Raw genomic sequence first — 20,321 nt, 5'->3', positions numbered from 1 at the left:
GTCGAGCGGAAATTGGGATAGTCAAAGGCGAAAACGTGAGGCTGCGCTCGACCGCAATAGACCATCAAAATCGGCGAAAAGGGAGAGAGACGATTGACGAAGAGGCTGTTTAGGAAGGGCATGGCGCCCCTCGTCCTGGCGCTCGCAGTGCTACTGGCAGCATGGACAGTCCCATCATTCGCGTGCACCTCGATTCTGGTGGGCAAGAATGCCTCAGTCGATGGGTCAGTCATGACCACGCACACCTGCGACGGCAGGTACGAGTTCCAGATCAAGCTCGTGCCGGCCAAGGATTGGCCGGAGGGTTCCATGAGGCCGATCATGAATGGCGGAGGCGAGGGCGCTGATCTTCCTCAGGCTGAGAAGGTCGGAGAGATGCCGCAGGTTGCTCATACCTTCGCATACTACGACATCGCTTACCCCTTCGCCAATGAGAACCAGGTAATGATGGGAGAGACCACCGTCGGCGGCCGCCGGGAGCTGTACAACCCCAATGGCCCATTCCTTATCTGGGAACTGGAGAGGGTCGGCCTTGAGCGCGCCCGCACTGCCCGTGAAGCGGTCCAGATCATGGGCGAGACCGCTGAGAAGTACGGATACGGCGACGGCGGCGAATGCCTCACCGTTACCGACGCGAACGAGGCCTGGTTCTTCGAAGTGTACGGCGCTGGCCCCTTCCAGAAGGGCGCCATATGGGCCGCTGTTCGCGTTCCCGATGACGAGATCGCAGTGTCTGCGAACCGCTCCAGGATCTTCGAGCTGAAGGAGAACGATCCCGACAACTACATGTTCTCCAAGAACGTATTCGAGTTTGCCAAGGAGCAGGGCTGGTGGGATCCTGCGAAGGGTCCGTTCAACTTCGCAGCTGCTTATGGCCCCAAGGACTCGTTCTACAACAGCCGCCGCGAGTGGCGCGCCCTCTCGCTGCTAGCGCCGTCGCAGAACTTCGACCCCTGGGCGAAGAGCTATCCATTCTCCATCAAGCCGGACAAGAAGGTCTCCGTCGCTGATCTGGCAAAGATAAAGCGCGATCACTATGAGGGAACTGAGTTCGACCTGACCCAGGGAATGGCTGCTGGCCCCTTCGGCAACCCCAACAGATACGCTACCTCCGGCGCTCTGGGCGAGTGGGAGCGGGCGATCTCGATGTTCCGCTGCTCATACAGCATCATCACCCAGTCGCGCGCGTGGCTCCCGAACCCCATCGGCGGAGTGATCTGGTTCGGTGAGGATGCTCCTCATTCCACCACTTACGTGCCGTTCTACTGCGGCGCCACTTCGGTGCCGAAGTCGTTCGCCATTGGCCGCCGCGATGTGCTCGACAAGGGCGCCGCTTGGTGGGCGTTCAACTACGTCTCGAACTTCGCTGATCTGAAGTACAGTTACATGATCAAGGACATTCAGGAGGCAGCTGGCAAGTTCGAGAACGAAGCATACCAGATGCAGCCGGTAATCGAGAAGGTAGCGGCCGACCTGTACAAGGTCGATCCGAAGCTCGCTATCGAGTACCTCACCTCTTACTCGAACGCCAATGCGGATAGGGTCGTCGCGGCCTACTGGCAGCTAGCTGATAAGCTCGCTGTGAAGTACCAGGATGGCTACATGAACCTGAAGACAGTAGGCTACCCAGAGAACTGGCTGAAGGCAGTGGGCTTCAAGAAGCTCGTAGCTCCTGCCGGCAAGTAGGCCTTCGTCGGAACTAGCACCGTGACCAGCTGGCGGACTGGCCGTCTGGCTGGTTGAATGCCGGTGGCGCAGCACCCCTTTCGGGCGCTGCGCCACCGGCTTCCTCATATCTGCAGGAGTAGAACTTCTCCACAAATCGTTGCATGAGTAAGAAGGAACTCTCCAACTGATGGCGAATTACTCCACCAAAGCAACAGCATATGTGGAGATAAACTCCATAGAACAGTATTGTCCAGCGCAGGGGGGAGCGGTTCGTATGACGGGGGTCATGTCGGATGCACCGAACGTGGAAGCGATGATTCCGACCGCCAGTTGCCTATCGAAGCTGAGAAAGCTATATGATGCACTCCGGCCCGCACAGCGCAAGGTGGCATCATTCATCCTTGAGAACGGGAATCAGGTCGTGTACCAATCCATCACCGAGCTGTCGAGTGCGACGGGCACAAGCGATGCTACGATCATTCGGTTGTGCAACACGCTGGGATACAGCGGCTATCAGGAACTGAAGATTGCGCTCGCCAGAGAGCTAGTCTCGCCCGACAGGAACATCCATGAGGATATCCTGCCATCTGACTCGCTGCCTGTTGCGGTTAGAAAGGCATTTCGCTCAAACATCCAGGCCATAAGCGATACGATAGATGTTCTGGACCTCGGCGCCCTGCAGGAAGCAGTAAGCAAGATTTCAAGGGCGAAGCAGGTGTACCTGTACGGAGTCGGCACTTCCTCTCTGGCTGCGCAGGATGCATACTACAAGCTTCTTCGGGTGGGCATTCACGCGAACTTCTACTCCGACCCTCACATGCAGGCCATTTCCACTGCGTTGATCTCGCCAGGCGATGTAGCGATCGGATTCTCACACTCGGGTTCCACAAAGGATGTTGTGGATGTGCTCACCCTGGCCAGGTCCCGTGGCGCACATATCGTGTGCATTACCAATCGCGCCCGGTCTCCAGTGGCGAAGCTCGCAGATATCGTTCTCAGGACAGCCTCAGAGGAGACCCCATTCGGCTCTGGCGGGATGCCATCGATGATGGCCCAGCTATCTGTGGTGGATGCGCTTTTCGTGGGGATCTCTCTGGCCATATACGACAGGGCCATAGAGTTCATAGAGCGCACGGGCGAGACCGTGAAGAACAAGAAATACTGAGCGACCGACGGCAACTTGCCGAGGGAGGCAACGGAGGCGCTTTCGATGTTCAACGTCGGATCAGGCTGCAGTCGAATACAGTTGCCGACGTCGATTCCTCTTGCCGGATACCTGGCGCGGACGGAGTCATCCTGTGGCATGCACGATCCCCTGTTCGCCAGGGTGGCAGCTGTGGAGAGCGAGGGCCGCGCGCTCACCGTCGTATCTCTCGACCTTCTCTACTCCGACACCGGCCTGGCCTGTGCGATACGCTCGGCAGTGGCGAAGGCGACACAGGCTGATCCATCTTCGATCATGATCTGTTGCACTCACACACATTCCGCGCCTGCCTGCATCTTCCCTGATTCAGGTCGGCACGATCCGTCGATTGTGGCCGCTATCACTGGAGCAGCGGCGGATGCTGCTCTTGACGCATGGTCATCGCTCGAACTGTGTGAACTATACCATGCCTCAGGCACGGTGACTGGGGTCGCCAGCCGGCGAAGCGAGCTTACGGGCGAAGCCGGACCGATTGATCAGTTCGTGTATGTGGCGGAATTCCGGTCGCGGGCCCAGAGCCACGCCGGGGTCGCACGCAGTGTTGCACGCATCGTCAGTTTTGCGTGCCATCCCACCGTGCTCGGCCCGGACAACCTGATGCTCACGAGGGATTTGCCGGGGTTTATTGTGGATTCATGTGAGGACGATATGCGAGCGTCCGGAGTGGAGCGCCCGTTTGGAATGTTCCTTAATGGCGCCGCTGCGGATGTGAGCACAAGGTACACGCGACGCTCCCAGACCTTCGACGAGGCTGCAAGGCTGGGCAGGCAGGTCGCGTCCAGGGCGTCTGAGCTTGCAGCGATTGCACTGCCGTCGAGCAGTGCGAAAGTCAGCCTCATGTGCAACCATGTGCAGCTTCCCCGGAAACCCTCCGTGAGTTGGGAGCGGGCGCTCGAGTCCATTGGCCAGGCTGAGTCGGAGGCCGAGCGACTCGTGAGGTCCGGCGCCGACCACATGGCTGTCAAAGCAGCTCAAGACCGGGCTGCAGCTTGGAGGATCGTTCTAACCAGATCCAAGAACCGAGCGGAGGCCGAGGCCAAGAGCGATGCGGCAATCACCGCTGCTGCCGCTCGAGGGGCAATCCGAGCCGAGATATGCATGGCTCGGCTGGGCGATCTGGTGATGGCCCTCATACCTGGTGAGCTTCCATATGACACTGGGAAGGCAATGGAAGAGGCGATGGCGCGCGCCCGACCGTGGGGCTCCTGTGGATGCTCTCGGGAGTGCGTATGGGTGGTCGGATACTCCAACGGTCATTTCGGATACCTTGTGCCCGAACGGGCGGCGCCGGATGCCTATGAGCAGGTCATGTCGGATCTTGCGCCGGAGGCGACTGCGGAAGTCGTCAGGGTTGCAGCAACACTTTCGAGCAAGGGGATGTGCATAGATCCATGTTAGCTCTGAACTACCTGGACAGTGTCAAGCAGATCTTGAGCAAGGTCGGGGAAACCCAGCTCCAGGCGATAGAGGAAGCCGCGAGCGTGGTGGCCGAGACGATCAAGAACGGCGGCAGGCTCCATCTATTCGGCACAGGCCACTCTCACATTATCGCGGAAGAGGCGTTCTACCGGGCAGGCGGGCTGGTGCAGGTGAACGCGATACTCGAACCGGCTCTCATGCTTCACGACGGTCCTTTCAAGTCCACAGCCATGGAGCGCCTGGAGGGATATGCGCAGATCATACTGGATCACTCTGGGATTTGCCCCGGCGATGTCTTGATGATCATATCCAACTCTGGGCGGAATTCTGTTCCGGTGGAGATGGCTCTGGCGGCAAAAGCAGAGAAGATCCCGGTTATCGCTCTTACCTCGCTCGCCCACTCGAAGAGTGTGCCATCGCGTCATTCCAGCGGCAAGCGCCTTTTCGAGGTGGCTGACATCGTCATAGACAACTGCGGTGTGCCGGGTGACGCCGTGCTCTCTGTGAATGGGTCGTCCACTCAGGTTTGTCCCACGTCCACAGTGGTTGGGGCCGCCATTATCAACATGCTGGAAGCAGAGATAGTTGAGCGTCTATGTGCACTGGGAATCAAGCCGTCGCTGTTCGTTAGTGCCAACATGGACGGGGGAGACGAGTTCGACCGGCAGTGGGTTCATGTGTTGGAGAGAGTGCCCACAGATGGGGCCCATGTCCGTCCTCAGGAAGGTGAGTCTGTTGGCGCAGAGAATTGACCGGTTCCTGGTCATAGCCGATTCCGACAAAACGGTGCGTTCATTGGCCTGTGGCGTCCTAATGGGTTTCCTTAAGAACGAACTCCATGCGGAAGCAGTCCTAGCGCACGCGGCGCCCGAGGGTGGGCCGGAGCAAGCCGCATTGGTGCGGCTCTCGGTCGACCCAGACGCCGAGATGGCTCATTCGGTGGATAAGCCGGACACGGTGGAGGCAGAGGAGTTCCACATCAGGGCGAATGACGAGGCAGGCCTGCCGAGAATCGACATCTCGGCCAGGGCCGAAGCCGGATTGCTCTACGGTGTTGAGGAAGCCATGGCGCAGTTCCGGCTGCACCGCGGGTTCCCCGTAATCGACAAGACCTTCAGCCCTGCGTGGGCAGTCCGAGGCATGAAGGGGCTCCACTGGAACCCTCAGGATTACCTGTCAGTGCTGGACTTCTTGCCCTCCTGCAAGTTCAACTACCTCATGCTGTGCTACGGGATGACGCCGGAACACTGTCGCAGATTCAGAGATCCATACTCCGAAGAGCATCGAGAGGCGATCGCGAGAATAGTGCAGGGCTGCAAAGAGCGGTTCGTCACCGTGTGTGTCGCTGTGAACCCATCGCTCAGGAGTGTTCCCCCTGCAAGGTACTCAGGCGACGAGGATTTGCAGATAGTGGTGGATAAGCTCAGAGCATCGTATGACCTTGGCGTTCGCCATTTTACGCTTGCCCTGGACGACATATCCCTGGACCTTCAGAGGAGCGAAGACCGAGCCACATACCGAAATCTCGGAGAGGCGCATGTTGACTTCACCAAGCGCCTGCGAGATGCCCTGCTTGCCATCGATTCGGACAACAGACTGACTCTGTGCCCAACCACATATTTCACAAATCACGCCCGCGCGTATCCGGATTACGCGCGCGCTATCGCAGAAGGGGTTCCAGATGATGTGGAGCTCTTCTGGACCGGTCCTGACTGGAACTCGGTGTCAGTTACATACGAGGACGCCTGCGAGTACGCCGAACTGGCAGGCCGCAAGCCGTTCCTGTGGCTCAATTATCCCGTGAACGACTACCTCAGGCCTCAACCTTGGCGTCTTGTGCTGGCGCCCACTACTATGAGGTGCACGCGCCTTCCCAACGCGGTCACCGGGGTCATCGCGAACCCTATGCGACAGGTGGAGGCGTCGAAACTGCCTCTGTGGAGTATCGGGCGGTATTGCTGGGATCCAGCGGCCTACGATCCAGAGGCTTCACTCGAGGAGGCCTGCGCCGTTGTAGCCGCTGAACACAACGGATCGGCAGAGATCCTGTACGCAATCGTGGCAGCATATGTCGGGGCCTATAACCCCCTGATGGACTTGGCCAGCGCATTGACGAATGCGACTCCCTGTGCACTTCGGCAGATGGAGGAGCGATTGCAGCAAGCAGCCCGAACCATACGGCAACTGCTTCCTGCCCTCAAGGCCGAGCTAGGCGAGGTACGGCTGTACAACGAGCTGAAGGAGGGCTTTGGGAGATTCTGCAACTTCGCTGACGCTTTCACTGCGTGGAGATGCACAGTTCGTCTGTCTGACGAGGCTCAACGCCACGACCTGTCTGACGAGGCGCTTGCAGACGCATCGAGCTTCGCCCGTCTGTCCAAAGGTCTGTTCGGGACTATTGGACTATGAGCCCGCAATACCTGTGCGGAGGTGGTGCATCGGGCAGCAGGCATTCCTGATCGCGTACTTACTGTCGGAGCATCCTGGAACAGAATCAAAGATACGAGGGAGGTCTACCTAGATGAGGAAGCTGATTCCGGCAATCCTGGCGTTCCTGCTTCTCGCAGTTCTTATCGCGCCTGTGGGCGCCGCGAAGAAGACCACGATCACCTTCTGGCAGGCTGGTGGCGACGCCGTGTCCAGCGCAGTGATTCGCGACATCATCAAGGACTTCGAGGCTGAAAACCCCGATATCAAGGTGAATTTCCAGGCGATTCCGTGGGGTGAAGACCCGCACGTGAAATTCCAGGTAGCCATAGTAGGCGGCACGATCGCTGACGTCTTCACAGTCGGAGACCCGTTTGAGCACGTGCTCGCCGCCAGCAACGCTCTGGAACCGCTGGACGGATACGCCTCAAAGGGGATGTTGGCTGACTTTTACCCGGTGTTCATTGAGAGGGGCACATTCAGCGGTCAGCTGGTTTCTCTGCCATGGTTCGGCACCATAAGGGCCATGTTCTACCGCAAGGACCTATTGGCTGCCGCAGGCGTGCCCGAGCCCACTACCTCATGGACTTGGGACGAATTCGTGACCTATGCCAAGAAACTCACGCGCGACCTCAATGGCGATGGTGTGATCGACCAGTATGGTTTCGGCACTTCAGGCCGGTACGTGTCCCAGTTCCAGCCGTTCGTGAAGCAGAATGGCGTGGATTTCATGGATGAGGACAAAGAGATCGTAACAGCCAACAGCCCAGCTGCAATCGAAGGCATCCAGTTCTATGTCGACCTTATCCGAAAGCACAAGGTGACCCCGCCAGGCATCACTACCATCAATCTCGAGGAGATCCAGAAGATGTTCGCCGAGGGCAAGGTAGCTCTCTTCTTTGACTGCGAAGATACATCTCAGCGGTTCATAAATGAACCCGGGCTTGCCGGCAAGTTCGGTGTCGGGCTGTTGCCCCACAACAAGAAACACGCGGCATTTGGAGGCACCGATGTGATAGTCATGTCGAAGCAGTCGAAGAACAAGGAAGCTGCCTGGAAGTTCTTTGAGTGCATGGTGTCGCCCAAGGCCATGGCGGCTTACTGCAAGGCGACTGGTTTCTCGCCCGCCAGGAAGTCTCTTGCCAGCCACCCTGATCTTAACGATCCGATCCGGAGGGCGTTCGCGAAGCAGATGGAGCTCGGGGGGTACTTCTACTTCAAGCATCCCAAGGCAGGAGGGATTAGTCCGCTCGTCAGGGCGGAAGTCCAGCAAGCAATGGAAGGCGACAAGACCGTTGAGGCCGCAATGAACTCATTGCAGAAGAGCCTGGAGGACCTAATTCGTAAGTAATGGGCCGAATGTAGCTAGTAGCCCGCGCCGGGGCGATCCCGGCGCGGGCGGCTGAGAGCCTGGAGGAATTGACCCGATGAAGAGATCGGCTACTCACAAGATAGGGGAAGCGCTCGAGCTGTACACCATGGTTGCGCCTGCGTATATGGTCTTTCTGGTGTTCATCTTTGTTCCAGTGGCATGGGCCTTCTACCTCAGTTTCTTTGACTATAGCATATTGTCGTTGACGAGCCCGAAATTCACAGGCATCAAGAACTACATACGCGTGTTTGCCGACCCGGTCTTCAGGATTGCATTGTGGAATACCTTTCGCTACAGCCTGGGCACGGTTGCGCCGCGGATCGTGCTCGGCCTGGGATTTGCGCTGCTCTTGGACCAGAAGCATCTTATCGGAAAAAACGTCTTCAGAGCATGCTACTTCCTGCCGGTTGTCACATCCATGGTTGCGGCCTCGATCGTGTGGTCACTCGTGTTCAACGCCAGCCCCGACGGATTGGCAAACCAGTTTCTCGCGGTGTTTGGGGCCTCACCCAAGGGATGGCTTGCGAATTCGCGCCTTGCGATGCCGTCAGTGTGCGTCGTGGGCGTGTGGAAGGATCTCGGGTACGTAATGACCATATACATCGCCGGGCTTCAGGGAGTGCCGCTGGAGCTCTACGAGGCGGGAGCCGTGGACGGCGTGACCACGTGGCAGCGCATACGATACATCACGATCCCGTTGCTGCGTCCTACGACGTTCTTCATTCTGGTGACGGAGATCCTGGGCTCGTTTCAGGTGTTCACGGAGACCTACGTGATGACTGAGGGAGGACCCGGCTACAGCACCACTACCCTGATCAACCTTCTATACAGCAAGGGTTTCAAAGAATTCGATATGGGATACGCCAGCGGACTCGCAGTCGCCCTTTTTCTCGGGCTTATGGCTCTGAGCTGGGCTTTGCGGCGGATGTTTCGCGCGGATGAGATCGTGTACTAGCAGTTTGTCAGCAGGTTGGAGGTGGATGCTCATGAGTGCGAAACGGCACATGGCTCGGCAGAAACTACGAGTCGAGATTCTGAAGCATGTTCTGCTCGCAGTGGGAGCTTTTGTAATGATAGTCCCGTTCATCTGGATGATATCGACTTCTCTTACTCCTGATTCGGTCATTCTGTCGCACAAGTTGATCCCTCATGCCATTACGTTCTCGAATTACGTGAAAGCGTGGAATTTCTCGCGGAACTTCGATGAGGAAGTGAGCCTTGGAACGTTCTTCATCAACAGCGTAATCGTTAGCTTCTTCATTACGGTTCCGTCGCTGCTCATTGACTCGCTCGCGGGATACGTGCTGGCCAGGCGGCGAATCCCCGGTCGGGACCTGCTGTTCTACATGGCGCTGGCCACAATGATGATTCCTTTCTATGTGATAGCAATTCCGCTCTACCTTGTGGTGCGAAAGCTCGGTTGGCTCGAGAGCTACCAGGGGATGATCGTGCCGTTCCTGGGCTCCGGGTTTGGCATCTTCATGTTCAAACAGTTCTTTCAGGGCATACCGGAGGACCTGGAGGACGCTGCACGCGTTGATGGATGCTCGCCCTTCAGGACATACGCGTCGGTCATGCTGCCGCTGGCCAAGCCGGTTGTAGCCACCATGATGATATTCAAAGTCATGTGGTCGTGGAATCTCTTCTTCTGGCCCTTGCTCATCATCAATGACATGCGTCTGAAGACGATTCCGCTGGCCTTAACGATGTTTCGAGGGCTGAATGTGACCCAGTGGGGCACTCTGTGCGCGGGCCTGACCATTGCCACCATTCCGGTGATCATCGTGTACCTGTCGATGCAGGACATGTTCCAGAAGGGCATAATCATGGGCGCCGTGAAAGGGTAGCACAGAGAGGTAGTTCAGAGCCTGTGTGCAGGAGGTGCGGAAGTGGGGTCTGCCGATTGCCGGGGTGCGCCATGTGAGCTCGACGGGCCGCGCCCGCCCGCGCTCGCCGAGATTGATCACGTGCTTGACCTCGTGAATGCCGTGTTCAGTCCGGAAGACAGAACCATGGGCCTTGAGTTCCCTCAGCTGTTTAGGAGGTCCAATCTCCATAGGCTGAGGCTGTTCGTGGATCCTGCCACAGGAGCGCCGGCAGCGCATGCTGGGTACGTTGCTCAGAAGCTGGTGATCGAAGGATGCACGGTTCCAGTGGCGGCGCTTGGCTCTGTGTGCACTCGGCCTGAGTACCGCGGGATGGGCCTCGCCTCGCGTCTGGTGCAAAGCATCATGAAGCAGGCGATCGACGAAGGCCTCCCGCTTATGATGATCTCGGGAGATCTCGGAGTGTACAAGCGTCTCGGAGCTGTCGAGGCCGGGGAGTTCCTGAGGGTGGAGGCCCAGCGGGAGCAGATTAGGAACTTGATCGAGGTCATGTCGGAACGATCCGGGTGGGCAGAGGCGAATATGCGGCCTGCTGTCCGGAGTGACATAACAGAGATGGCATCAATCTACCGACGTGAGCCGGTGCGATATGTCCGCAGTGTCAGGGATTTCGAGGAGTTGACCTGGTGGCGGCCTGACATGAAGCGGCTCTACTCAACTGAGAGCATGTGGGTGGCGGAAGCTCAAGACGGGTGCGAACGGGCAGAGAGTGTGCAGGCTGAGGGTCAGCAGCAGAGTGTTGCCGGTTCGCATGCCGGGGCTAGGGCCGGTGTCGGGGCTGGAGGATCGAGTATGCTAGGGTACGTTGTGGCCCGGAAGCGTAAGCTGGATGACGGCCGGACGAGGCTGCACGTGGCTGAGTACGCCGGAGCTAGGTGGAGTGTGCTGTTGATGGTGGCTCGTATGTGTGTCGAGTATGGACCTGACCTTCTCACATTCACCATGCCGGCGTCCGATCGCGAGATGAAGGCGCTTGTGCGGACCGCACGGATTCCCGTGCGCGAAACCACTCTGCCTGAATACACGATCATGTCGCTGAACGATGAGGCGCTCGCAGCCTGCGCTGGCCGGGCCATGGCTGATCGCGAAGATGCTGTTGGTCACGCCGCGCGGGCTGCCGTTTGGTCCGGCCTTCGCGGCCCGGAGCTTGTGCGCTGGATATTCGGAGGATCACAGGTTGTCAACTCAGGCTCGGAGCTTCTGCCGAGCCATGCCTCAGGTAGGCTTCCGCTTCCAGTGCCCGGGCTCAACTACATATGACGCCGGGTCTTTCGGGTTTGACCGCAGTGGAGGGCTGAGCATGGAAACAGGAACAGGGACAGGAACAGGGACAGGAGCAGGGATAGGGCCGGGTCCGAACCTAGGCCTCATGGTCGAGAGCATTCTCTCTCAAATGAGTCTGCGCCAGAAGATAGGCCAGATGACCATTGTCGGTTTTCCGGAGCGATTCGCCGGTCAGCTTCCGGATGGGATACTCTCTCTCCTGGAAGACCCGGGGGTAGGCGGCGTGGGCATCTTCGCGCGCAACGCCTCTGATCCTGCAGAGATGGCGGAGCTTACCACATGCCTTCAGGATGCTGCCAGGGCCGCGGGGGCGCCAGTCCCGTTGCTCATTTCGGCCGACCAGGAAGGCGGCATTGTGCTTCAGGTAACGGCAGGGACGACTGCTTTCCCGGGAAACATGGCGCTGGCGGCCACGGGAAACCCCGAGAATGCATACGAGTCCGCCAGGATAATCGGACTCGAGTCTCTGGCGATGGGCATCAATGCTGTGACAGCGCCTGATGTGGATGTCAACACCGACGCCGATAATCCCATCATCGGGGTGCGCGCCGCAAGCGACGACCCTCAGACAGTCGCAGCGTTCGGAGTCCGGGCCGTGCAAGGATTCGCTTCAGCCGGGGTATTGTGCATGGCCAAGCACTTTCCGGGGCATGGCAGAACGAGCCAGGACTCGCACCTTGGTGTGCCGGTCCTACCAGGATCCATCGATCAAATCCGCGCCATCGATCTTCCGCCGTTTGCGGCCGCGATAGCTGCAGGGGCGCCAGCGGTCATGACTGCTCACATCCAGAGCCTAGCCCTAGACGCATCTGGCGTTCCGGCCACCCTATCACAGTCGGCGCTCACGGGGCTGCTCCGCGATGAATTGGGGTTCGACGGCCTCGTGATAACTGACTGTTTGGAGATGGGGGCTATCCAGCAGACGGTAGGCACGCCGCAGGCTGCAGTGCAGGCAGTGGCGGCCGGAGCGGATGTGGTGCTCATGTGCCACACCCTGGATCTGCAGTTGAGGGCCATCGACGAGCTTGAAAAGGCGGTTCGATCAGGGGTCATAAGCTGCGAACGGGTGGATGAATCATGCCGCAGGGTGATACGTGCGAAGCTCGAACAGGTCAAATTCCTGCGCGAAGCCGGCTGGGCCGGGCATCCCCTTCCATTGCCTCCTCTTGATCTGGTCGGATGCGCCGACCATCTCCGCGCTGAGGAGCGCATCGCTCGTGCCTCAGTGACACTCGTGCGAAACAGTGCGGGCCTTCTGCCCCTGGGGAAAAACGGGCGACACAGCCACGGGCAATGCAGCTCTGGCCGTCGAATTGCGGTGGTGTACCCGTCGACAATGCCCAGGCTCCGAGCAGAGGACTCAGCGGATGCTGAGAGCGTGCTTGGGGAGGAGATCGCGCGCCGCGTCGGGGACTCATGTGTGTTTGAGGTCGGGGTTGAGCTTTTCCCGAGCGCAGAGGATACAGCTCGAGCGATTGGCGTTGCCATGTCCTGCGATCTGGTGGTGGCAGCTACATCATCGAAAACGCCAGAGCAGGAAGAAGCCCAGGGAGCGCTGGTGCGTGCCCTTATCGACACCGGTAGGCCCGTGGTGGCCTGCGCGATTCGGAACCCATACGATCTGCGTGCCTATCCGCAGGTGGATACCTACATGGCTACATACGGCTATCGGCCGTGTTCGATCCGCGCCGCCGTGGAAGTCATGTTCGGAGAGGCCAAGCCTGCGGGCAGACTTCCCGTATCCATTCCCGGTCTGCACAGTCGCGGACATGGATTGATGAGTTTCTCACAATAGGGCAAGGCGGGGTTTGTCCCCGTGAATATGCATAGGGAGGCCTAGTTGACCATGCACAGGAATGCACGGCTAGTATCGGTTTATCTCTGCGCGGTCTTTGTTCTGGGTTTCGTTGTCCTTGCTCCATGTGGCGCGGCGGCAGGACGTCCGTTAGCGGTGTGGATGTGGGGGAGCACTGTCCGGTCGAATGGCGCGCCGGCCATTGCCAAAACGCTTGTGGAGAATCACGTAACCGACGTTCTACTGCTGGTGAGGGGAACCTCCGGGAAGGCCGAGTACAAGAGCGCGTTTGCGCCGGCTGCTGAGGAGGGACGCGACGCTCTCGGCGAGATGATCGCCGCGTGTCATCCAGCGGGAATCAAGGTTCACGCGTGGTTCGTGTTCAACCAGGACAAGGCGTACGCCGACGTTCACCCCGAGGATCAGATATGGCATCACGGAAAAGCTGCAAGCGAGTTCAAACCGTATGCGATAACCGATGGCAGAGTGTGCCCCGATTCGAAAGAGCACCTCGCCTACACTAACGACATGATCAGGGAAGTCGTCACCAACTACGATGTGGACGGGATTCACTTGGACTACATCCGCTATGGGCACGTCGTCTACTGCTTCTGTCCTAAGCATGTTGAGAAAGCAGCGAGGCTTGGCATCGACATCGAACGCGTCAGAAAGGTGATATTCGACACATTCTACGCGACGCCGGCCAACCCGAATGCCTATTTCGAGGCATACGAATCTGGCGATCCCGACGTAGCGGCATGGGTCGCTATGCGGCAGCAGGAGATCAGAGAGGCTGCTCAGAGCATGAAGGACGTGGCAAAGTCAGTGAAACCCGGAATCCAGTTCTCCGCAAGCCTCATGCCGGACCAGGCAGTCGAGGCGTCCCGCGCGTCCGGCACGTGCCACTACAGCCAGAGCTACTCCGATGCAGCAGCAATATACGACTTCATATGCACTATGTCGTACCATCAGGATTACGGAGAGCCCGCGTCGTGGGTGGGAGACGTCGTTTGCGGCGCGATTAAGCAGACAAAGGGAGCGATTCCTGTGTGGGCCGGGATTCAGGCGTACGGCAAGGATGCTACAGGCAAGACTGTGGCCGAAGCCTCCAAGATAGGCCTTGCCGCAGGCGCCGACGGGCTTGTGTTTTTCCAGTTCGGCGCCATGAACGATGACATATGGACTGGCGTTCAAGATGTGGCGGGCCATAACTAGTCGGTCGACGGTGGCAGGTTCTGACCAGGTGTGTCGCTGAATCGGATTGTGGAAGGCCGCTGGAGGAGGCACTCTGCGGTGGCGGTAGATGAGCAGTTTGCTGTGGGAGTCGATATAGGCGGGACCAATCTACGGGCGGCCATCGTCCGCGGGTGCGAGATCCTGAATGTGGCGAGGCATCGCGGATGGGACCCACAAATGCAGCCTGAAGCCGCGATGGACATGGTATCGAGGGCGATTCTGGATCTGATGGCTGATAGTGGCCTTCGACCAGCTCAGGTGAGAGGCATCGGAGTAGGCGCTCCCGGGCGTGTCGATTATGCGGACCGCGCCGTGGTCGGAGCGGTCAACGTGCCGTGGGCGAGGGGAAAGGTCAGGCTGCGGGTGGGTCAGATGTTGGAGCAGAGGCTAGGCATTCCCGTGAGAATGGAGAATGACGTGGCAGCAGGCGCCATCGGCGAGTACCTTTTCGGCGAATTCCGAGGAAGCTCCAGTTTCCTATATGTGAGCCTGGGAACGGGGGTCGGGAGTTGCTGCATTACAGGCGGCAGGATCATGCGCGGCGCCCATAACGACGCCTATGAGCTCGGACACACCATCATTGACATGCATGGACCAAGCTGCAGCTGTGGGATGTTCGGATGCATTGAGCTGATGGCCGCCGGTCCTGCCATCGCGGAGATGGCAGGCATGAGCGCCGAGGCAGCCGTGCACTCGGCTCGCCGCGGCGACCCGAGTGCACGGGACGCAATCGACAAGGCAGTTCAACGCCTCGCGATCGGCCTGGCCAATGCCATCAGCCTGCTGGACCCCGAGGTGATCGTCATCGGAGGCGGGCTCTCGCGCGTGGGCGATCTCATAGTTGAGCCGCTGGTGGAAAAGGTGAAAATCCTATCTTGCTCACCCTATGTGGAGTCGATTCATATCCGGGCGGCGCGGTTCGGAGATGACTCTGGGATTATCGGCGCGGCTAGCCAGTTCACCGAAGCTTACGAGGCTCTCAGGTAGGCGCCGGGTCTTCCAGCTGCGTGGAAAGGCGCGGCGGCCCTGATGGATGGTGTGGAGGAGAATGGACAACAAGCTAGTTCTGGGTGTGGACGGCGGCGGAACGAAGACCGCCTGTGCTGTGGCGGACGCTCGGGGAAACGTTTTGGGATTCGGAGCAGCAGGCCCTTCCAATCACCTTCGGGGGCCAGGAGGTGCACAGGAGGCCGCACAGGCAGTTCGGCGCGGGGCCGAGGAGGCGCTGGCCCAGGCCAGAAAGGCTGGCCATCTGGGCTGTGATGACCTTAGCCGCATAAGTGTGGCCTGCCTTGCTCTGGCTGGAGTGGGGCTCTCAGGCGTGTCCGATCGCATGATGAACGCGGCGCGAACTGCGCTTCCAGTAGGTGATATAGTCCTGGAAAACGATGCGGTGGCCGCTCTTGCCGGAGCCAACGGGCGAGCCGAAGGGGTAGTCGTGATCGCTGGCACTGGAAGCATCGCGGTGGCGATATCTCCCGATGGCAGGCGTGGGCGCGCCGGGGGTTGGGGATACCGGATCGGCGACGAGGGCAGCGGTTACGATATCGCAGTGCGCGGCCTCACCGCCGTAAGCAGGGCGCATGATGGGCGGGGTCCGGCCACATCGCTTGTTGATGCTGCAATGAAGCACTTCGGCCTGGAAAGCCCGGATGACCTGAGAAGTGTCCTGTACCGGGATGGCCCTGGATCAGCGTGCGCGCTTCGCGACATCGCCTCCTTCTGCCCGGCCGTGGTTCACGAGGCTCTAGGCGGCGACCGGGTGGCGATGGACATCATGGAGCATGCAGGCCGCGAGCTTGCTGCGGCAGCGTGGGCAGCAGCACGGTCCGTCGGGATGCCTGAAGCCCAGTTCGCCGTCGCCCCGTGCGGAAGCGCGTTCATGGCTGGGGAGGTCCTCATCGATCCCTTCCGCGCAGAACTGGGCAGGCTGACCCCGGGCGCCCGAGTCGCCGAGCCTATGTTCCCGCCGGTGATAGGCGCATTGATACTTGCCATCAAAAGGCTCGACCGCCTCGATCCCGGCGGGCGCGTCATCGAGAACCTACAGCGTTCGTGGAAGAAAGCCGAATCCAGGAAGGTCGGTGAACACGCTTGAACCAGATTCTCGAGCTTGTGTGCGCCCACAAGGCCGACATCACGGCATCGTGGGAGTCGCTCCACGGTTTGGCGGAAGGTCCATTTGAGGAGCACAGGACTTCCGAATATGTCGCGCGTCGCCTGTCGGCTGCGGGCTATCATGTGCAGAGCGGGCTCGCTGGCACGGGAGTCGTGGCATCGTTGGGCCAGCTATCTTCGCCAGTCATCGCGCTCAGAGCTGACATGGACGCTCTGTCGTTCCAGATCGATGGAGTGAGCGCCTACAGGCACACCTGCGGGCACGATGCTCACACTGCGATGGTGATCGCAGCAGGTGAGATCCTGGCAGCGGCCTTTCCCGAGGCCTGCGGGCGCCTGAAGCTGGTGTTTCAGCCAGCTGAAGAGACAGGACTGGGAGCTGCGAAGATGGCGGATGCAGGGGCCATCGATGACGTAGATGCCATGTTCGGCATCCACCTTCGCCCATTGGCCGAATGTCCGCTCGGCCGAGCCACGCCGTGCCTTTGGCATTCAGCCGGCAAGACTCTGCGCTACTCCATTACAGGAGTTCCGTCTCACACAGGAAGACCTCATCTGGGGGTGAATGCGGCGAGCGCAGTGGCGGCGGCGGCAGTGTCCGTGAACGCAATCAGGCCCGATCCGCTCAGGTGTGCGACCGTGAATGTGGTCAGCATTTCAGCAGGGCTTGATACGGCGGGAGTGATACCCGCCTCAGGGCAGATAACCATCAACATCCGCGCCGATAGCGACGAGCACGCTGAGGAACTCCGGGGCAGCGTGGACCGAGCAGTTAAGGGCGCAGTTGGGAGCATCGGAGCCGAGGTGGAACGGGCGGGCGAGAAGACAATGCCGGCGCCCATGTATGACGCTGGCCTGATTCGCACGGCCCGGGAGGCCATAGCCGCGGTGCTCGGAGATGGCGCAGTGATCGAGAAGATCATCACCCCAGGATCTGAGGATTTCCATGTGTATCCTAGGAGGAAACCTGGGCTGCGCACTGCATATATAGGCCTCGGCGCCAACTTGGTCCCTGGCCTGCATCACCCGGATGCCGCCTTCCACAAGGATGCACTGCTTTACGGGACGGCGATTCTCATAGAAGCCTTCAGAAGGGCGATCGCCCAGGAGGGATTGGAATGAGATTGTACGCCCTCGGTGAACTTCTAGACGCGTTTGGCAAGCCTGGCGCTGTGGCCGCATTCAACTTCATCGACCTCGACGACCTGAAAGGGATTGTGGCGGCGGCCGAAGAGGAACACACGCCAGTGGTCATTCAGGTGAGCCAGAGCACGGCCAGGTCAGTAGGTGTTGGCTACATGGCTGCCATTGGTCGAGCGGCAGCTCAGATAGCCGCTGTGCCGCTGTGCCTTCACCTAGACCATGCCAGCGACTTTGATCTGATAGTGCAGGCGGTATGTGCCGGCTTCAGCTCTGTGATGGTCGATGGTTCACATCTTCCATTCCCCGAAAACGTCGCCTTCACCAAGGAAGTGGTGAAGGTTGCCCATGCAGCCGGGATTTCGGTAGAGGCTGAACTAGGACGGATCGGAGGAAAGGAGGACACCCAGGATGTGCTGGCTTGCGATGCGTCCCTGGCCGATCCTGATGAAGCACGGGAGTTCGTTCGCCTCACCCGGATCGATGCTCTGGCGCCTGCGGTTGGGACGTCTCATGGGCTGTACAAAGGAGAGCCTCACATCAGGTTTGACCTGATAGAGGCTGTTCGCGATCTGGTGAGTGTTCCTCTCGTGCTGCACGGTGGGTCCGATATTCCGCGCGAGATGGTAAGGCGCGCGATTGACGCAGGGATACGCAAGTTCAACGTTGCCACCGATCTCCAGGTTGTTCACGCGAACATGCTCCTGCAGGCGCTGGCAGGCTACTCCGGGGCGGGCGCGCCCGACATGCGCAAGCTCCATGCAAGAGTGGTCGAAGGAATTCGCCTGGCCGCTCAAGACAAGATTCGAATGTGCATGTGGAACCCGGAAAGCTAGTTCTCAGAGAACGCCAACCTTTACGCGAGAATCATCTGGGTTTCCTCCCACGCAAGCATTCTAGCTTTTCAGCACTACTACCTTCGAGAGGTTCCTGGGATGGTCCGGGTCGAGCCCGCGCGCTTTGGTTATGTACACTGCGATCAGCTGGAGCACTGGCAGGTAGGCGGCGAGCCGTTCATGCTCGGGAAGCCCGGAGTTGATGAAGACAGAGTAGTCTGCACATGCTAGTTCCTCGCACGGCCTATCGTGGATGACCAGCGTGCGCACGCCGAATGACTTCATGTGAGAGATGAGTTTGGCTTCCCCGGCAAGCCCCGAATCAGAGGCGATGAGCACGATGAGCATGCCGGAATCCGCCATGGACATCGGGCCGTGCCTGAACTCCAGGGGATGGTATGCCTCAGAGGATGCGAGGCTCATCTCCTTCACCTTGAGTTTGCCTTCCTCGGCAAGCCCGTAGAACGGCCCGCCGCCCAGGTACACTATCTTCTCGGGAATGCGATCCCCAATCGCCTGGGATATTGCCTTCTCGCTGCTTTCGAAGGCGGCCCTTGCGGCTTCCGGAACAGACTCCATTCGCTTAATGGCTGCGTCATCGCCGGCCCACATCGCCCCCATGAGCGTGAGAGCGTACAGCATGCTTGTGGCCGACCGAGTCATCACCACATTCGGCTCGTCGGACTCTGGCATGACAATAGCCCCGGGAAGGGTGCGAGCCATCTCCCCGTTCTGGGCGCAGGTGACCGCCATGACCATCCCCTGGGTTCGCTCCTTGTAGGCCTGTATCGCGCTTATTGTCTCGCTGGTGTCTCCTGAACGGGAAATGGGGATCAGCGTTGATGCATGAGGTGGACCCGCCGGCGCCCAGTATGGCCAGTACAGCGTGACCTCCGAAGCGGGCAGCGCCTGCACACGATCATGACGGGTGAATGCCCGAAACGCTGCAGCGCCTGACTGGGCAATGTAGTACGAGGACCCGCACCCTGTGAATATGACCGCTGCACCGTGCTGTGCGGCGGCCTTATGTATCGACGACTCCCTAGCGAGCGTGGCGGGCAGCGCCTTGCGAACCATGTTGAACTGAGTTCTAATGTCTCGTTCAGTTGCGGATTGTGTCATTTGCAGAGCCCTCCTATTGTGACAGTGGATGACTGGACGACAGTGAGCATATGTGCGGGCTGCTGGCCGCACACTACTTAAGCTCCACGCAGTAGCGGCATCTATCACCGCGGACCACGCCTTTGCAGAACTCGATTGGCCTATCGCCGTAGGTGTATGTGACCCTCTCCAGCAACATGGCGGGGGCGCCGGCATCCACACCAAGCAGCGAAGCTTCCTCGTTGCTGAGGAGTGTAGGCTCAAACCACTCAGTGGCTCTCACTGGGACACAGGCATACCTGTTCCTGAGGATCTCGTACAATGGTGATTCTGCCAGGCCATCGCCTGCAAGACCAGGAAAGACGGTGCACGGAAGATAGGACGATTCGTATATGATGGGCTCGCTATCGGCGCGGCGCAGGCGTGTGATACGGGCAACAGCCTCTCCCGAGGGGATTCCGAGGCGTTGCGCCACTGCTGGGGGCGAGGGCATCTCACACACGCCGAGAATGTCGGACGTGGGCGAAAGCCCCTTCTCCTTCATGTAGCTGGTGAAGGAGTAGAAGGCGGATAGGGTCTGTTCGAGCTTCGACTGTGCGACGAATACGCCCTTGCCCTGCCTGCCCACGAGCAGTCCTTCGGTGGCTAGCTCTGCGATGGCCCTTCGCACCGTGAGCCTACTCACCCCGTGCTCCTCACACAGCTCTCGCTCAGTGGGGATCCTGTGGCCGGGAAGCCAGTCGCCGCGTTCAATTCTGCCGCGTAAAGCCATCTTCAGCTGGTGGTACAAGGGAGTGAACTCGCCACTCGCCGCTGCCATCGAGCACTGCCGCCT

17 protein-coding genes are annotated in these 20,321 nt (G+C 59.5%); 15 read left to right on the top strand and 2 right to left on the bottom strand.

Annotated features, from left to right (window positions below; genetic code table 11):
* Positions 1–93: 93 nt before the first annotated feature.
* The 15 genes from VB144_12735 (at position 94) to VB144_12665 (ending at position 18,385) form a co-directional block, all read left to right on the top strand.
* A complete protein-coding gene (locus VB144_12735) occupies positions 94–1,686 on the top strand; it encodes a C69 family dipeptidase (protein ID MEA4884495.1) in 1,593 nt (530 codons plus the stop codon).
* Positions 1,687–1,942: 256 nt separating this feature from the next.
* On the top strand, positions 1,943–2,833 hold the full coding sequence (locus VB144_12730) for a MurR/RpiR family transcriptional regulator (protein MEA4884494.1): 891 nt from the start codon (positions 1,943–1,945) through the stop codon (positions 2,831–2,833).
* Positions 2,834–2,878: 45 nt separating this feature from the next.
* Entirely contained in the window at positions 2,879–4,270 is a 1,392-nt protein-coding gene (locus tag VB144_12725) for a neutral/alkaline non-lysosomal ceramidase N-terminal domain-containing protein (GenBank protein ID MEA4884493.1), read from the top strand.
* Positions 4,264–5,043 carry an SIS domain-containing protein gene (locus VB144_12720; GenBank protein MEA4884492.1) on the top strand — a complete coding sequence of 260 codons (780 nt, stop codon included), beginning with the start codon at positions 4,264–4,266 and terminating at the stop codon, positions 5,041–5,043. The genes VB144_12725 and VB144_12720 overlap by 7 nt, the downstream gene beginning before the upstream one ends.
* Positions 5,027–6,700, top strand: a complete 1,674-nt coding sequence (locus VB144_12715; GenBank protein MEA4884491.1) for a beta-N-acetylglucosaminidase domain-containing protein — start codon at positions 5,027–5,029, stop codon at positions 6,698–6,700. The genes VB144_12720 and VB144_12715 overlap by 17 nt, the downstream gene beginning before the upstream one ends.
* A gap of 112 nt (positions 6,701–6,812) precedes the next feature.
* Positions 6,813–8,069, top strand: coding sequence for an ABC transporter substrate-binding protein (locus tag VB144_12710; GenBank protein ID MEA4884490.1), 1,257 nt, complete (start codon positions 6,813–6,815; stop codon positions 8,067–8,069).
* Between the two features lie 76 nt (positions 8,070–8,145).
* Positions 8,146–9,045, top strand: a complete 900-nt coding sequence (locus VB144_12705) for a sugar ABC transporter permease (GenBank protein MEA4884489.1) — start codon at positions 8,146–8,148, stop codon at positions 9,043–9,045.
* A 31-nt stretch (positions 9,046–9,076) separates the two neighbouring features.
* Positions 9,077–9,937, top strand: a complete 861-nt coding sequence (locus VB144_12700; GenBank protein MEA4884488.1) for a carbohydrate ABC transporter permease — start codon at positions 9,077–9,079, stop codon at positions 9,935–9,937.
* Positions 9,938–9,979: 42 nt separating this feature from the next.
* Positions 9,980–11,236 (top strand): GNAT family N-acetyltransferase, encoded by a 1,257-nt coding sequence (locus VB144_12695; GenBank protein ID MEA4884487.1) that lies wholly within the window; start codon positions 9,980–9,982, stop codon positions 11,234–11,236.
* Positions 11,237–11,276: 40 nt separating this feature from the next.
* The gene (locus VB144_12690) at positions 11,277–13,055 is read left to right on the top strand and encodes a glycoside hydrolase family 3 N-terminal domain-containing protein (GenBank protein ID MEA4884486.1); all 1,779 of its coding nucleotides are present in this window, start codon (positions 11,277–11,279) and stop codon (positions 13,053–13,055) included.
* A gap of 51 nt (positions 13,056–13,106) precedes the next feature.
* Positions 13,107–14,270, top strand: a complete 1,164-nt coding sequence (locus tag VB144_12685) for a family 10 glycosylhydrolase (GenBank protein MEA4884485.1) — start codon at positions 13,107–13,109, stop codon at positions 14,268–14,270.
* A 78-nt stretch (positions 14,271–14,348) separates the two neighbouring features.
* Complete coding sequence (locus VB144_12680) at positions 14,349–15,278, top strand: ROK family protein (protein MEA4884484.1); 930 nt, start codon at positions 14,349–14,351, stop codon at positions 15,276–15,278.
* 61 nt (positions 15,279–15,339) lie between these two features.
* Positions 15,340–16,389, top strand: coding sequence for a BadF/BadG/BcrA/BcrD ATPase family protein (locus VB144_12675; GenBank protein MEA4884483.1), 1,050 nt, complete (start codon positions 15,340–15,342; stop codon positions 16,387–16,389).
* A complete protein-coding gene (locus tag VB144_12670; GenBank protein MEA4884482.1) occupies positions 16,386–17,531 on the top strand; it encodes an amidohydrolase in 1,146 nt (381 codons plus the stop codon). The genes VB144_12675 and VB144_12670 overlap by 4 nt, the downstream gene beginning before the upstream one ends.
* The gene (locus VB144_12665) at positions 17,528–18,385 is read left to right on the top strand and encodes a class II fructose-bisphosphate aldolase (protein MEA4884481.1); all 858 of its coding nucleotides are present in this window, start codon (positions 17,528–17,530) and stop codon (positions 18,383–18,385) included. The genes VB144_12670 and VB144_12665 overlap by 4 nt, the downstream gene beginning before the upstream one ends.
* Positions 18,386–18,445: 60 nt before the next feature.
* On the opposite strand, the gene VB144_12660 is transcribed toward VB144_12665, so the two are convergent.
* Together VB144_12660 and VB144_12655 are read right to left on the bottom strand one after the other, a co-directional pair.
* Entirely contained in the window at positions 18,446–19,507 is a 1,062-nt protein-coding gene (locus VB144_12660) for an SIS domain-containing protein (GenBank protein MEA4884480.1), read from the bottom strand.
* 73 nt (positions 19,508–19,580) lie between these two features.
* The gene (locus VB144_12655; GenBank protein ID MEA4884479.1) at positions 19,581–20,306 is read right to left on the bottom strand and encodes a GntR family transcriptional regulator; all 726 of its coding nucleotides are present in this window, start codon (positions 20,304–20,306) and stop codon (positions 19,581–19,583) included.
* Positions 20,307–20,321: the final 15 nt, after the last annotated feature.

The organism is Clostridia bacterium (assembly GCA_034926675.1).
Taxonomy (GTDB): Bacteria; Bacillota; DTU025; order DTU025; family DTU025; genus JAYFQW01.
The sequence above is the reverse complement of the archived record's forward strand: the minus strand, read 5'-3'. Positions and strand labels throughout refer to the sequence as shown.

Excerpts from the sequence above, each read along its gene's own strand:
- VB144_12730 (MEA4884494.1), top strand. The coding sequence starts at position 1,943 with ATGACGGGGGTCATGTCGGATGCACCGAACGTGGAAGCGATGATTCCG.
- VB144_12725 (MEA4884493.1), top strand. The coding sequence starts at position 2,879 with ATGTTCAACGTCGGATCAGGCTGCAGTCGAATACAGTTGCCGACGTCG.
- VB144_12720 (MEA4884492.1), top strand. The coding sequence starts at position 4,264 with ATGTTAGCTCTGAACTACCTGGACAGTGTCAAGCAGATCTTGAGCAAG.
- VB144_12710 (MEA4884490.1), top strand. The coding sequence starts at position 6,813 with ATGAGGAAGCTGATTCCGGCAATCCTGGCGTTCCTGCTTCTCGCAGTT.
- VB144_12705 (MEA4884489.1), top strand. The coding sequence starts at position 8,146 with ATGAAGAGATCGGCTACTCACAAGATAGGGGAAGCGCTCGAGCTGTAC.
- VB144_12700 (MEA4884488.1), top strand. The coding sequence starts at position 9,077 with ATGAGTGCGAAACGGCACATGGCTCGGCAGAAACTACGAGTCGAGATT.
- VB144_12690 (MEA4884486.1), top strand. The coding sequence starts at position 11,277 with ATGGAAACAGGAACAGGGACAGGAACAGGGACAGGAGCAGGGATAGGG.
- VB144_12685 (MEA4884485.1), top strand. The coding sequence starts at position 13,107 with ATGCACAGGAATGCACGGCTAGTATCGGTTTATCTCTGCGCGGTCTTT.
- VB144_12675 (MEA4884483.1), top strand. The coding sequence starts at position 15,340 with ATGGACAACAAGCTAGTTCTGGGTGTGGACGGCGGCGGAACGAAGACC.
- VB144_12665 (MEA4884481.1), top strand. The coding sequence starts at position 17,528 with ATGAGATTGTACGCCCTCGGTGAACTTCTAGACGCGTTTGGCAAGCCT.
- VB144_12660 (MEA4884480.1), bottom strand. The coding sequence starts at position 19,507 with ATGACACAATCCGCAACTGAACGAGACATTAGAACTCAGTTCAACATG.
- VB144_12655 (MEA4884479.1), bottom strand. The coding sequence starts at position 20,306 with ATGGCAGCGGCGAGTGGCGAGTTCACTCCCTTGTACCACCAGCTGAAG.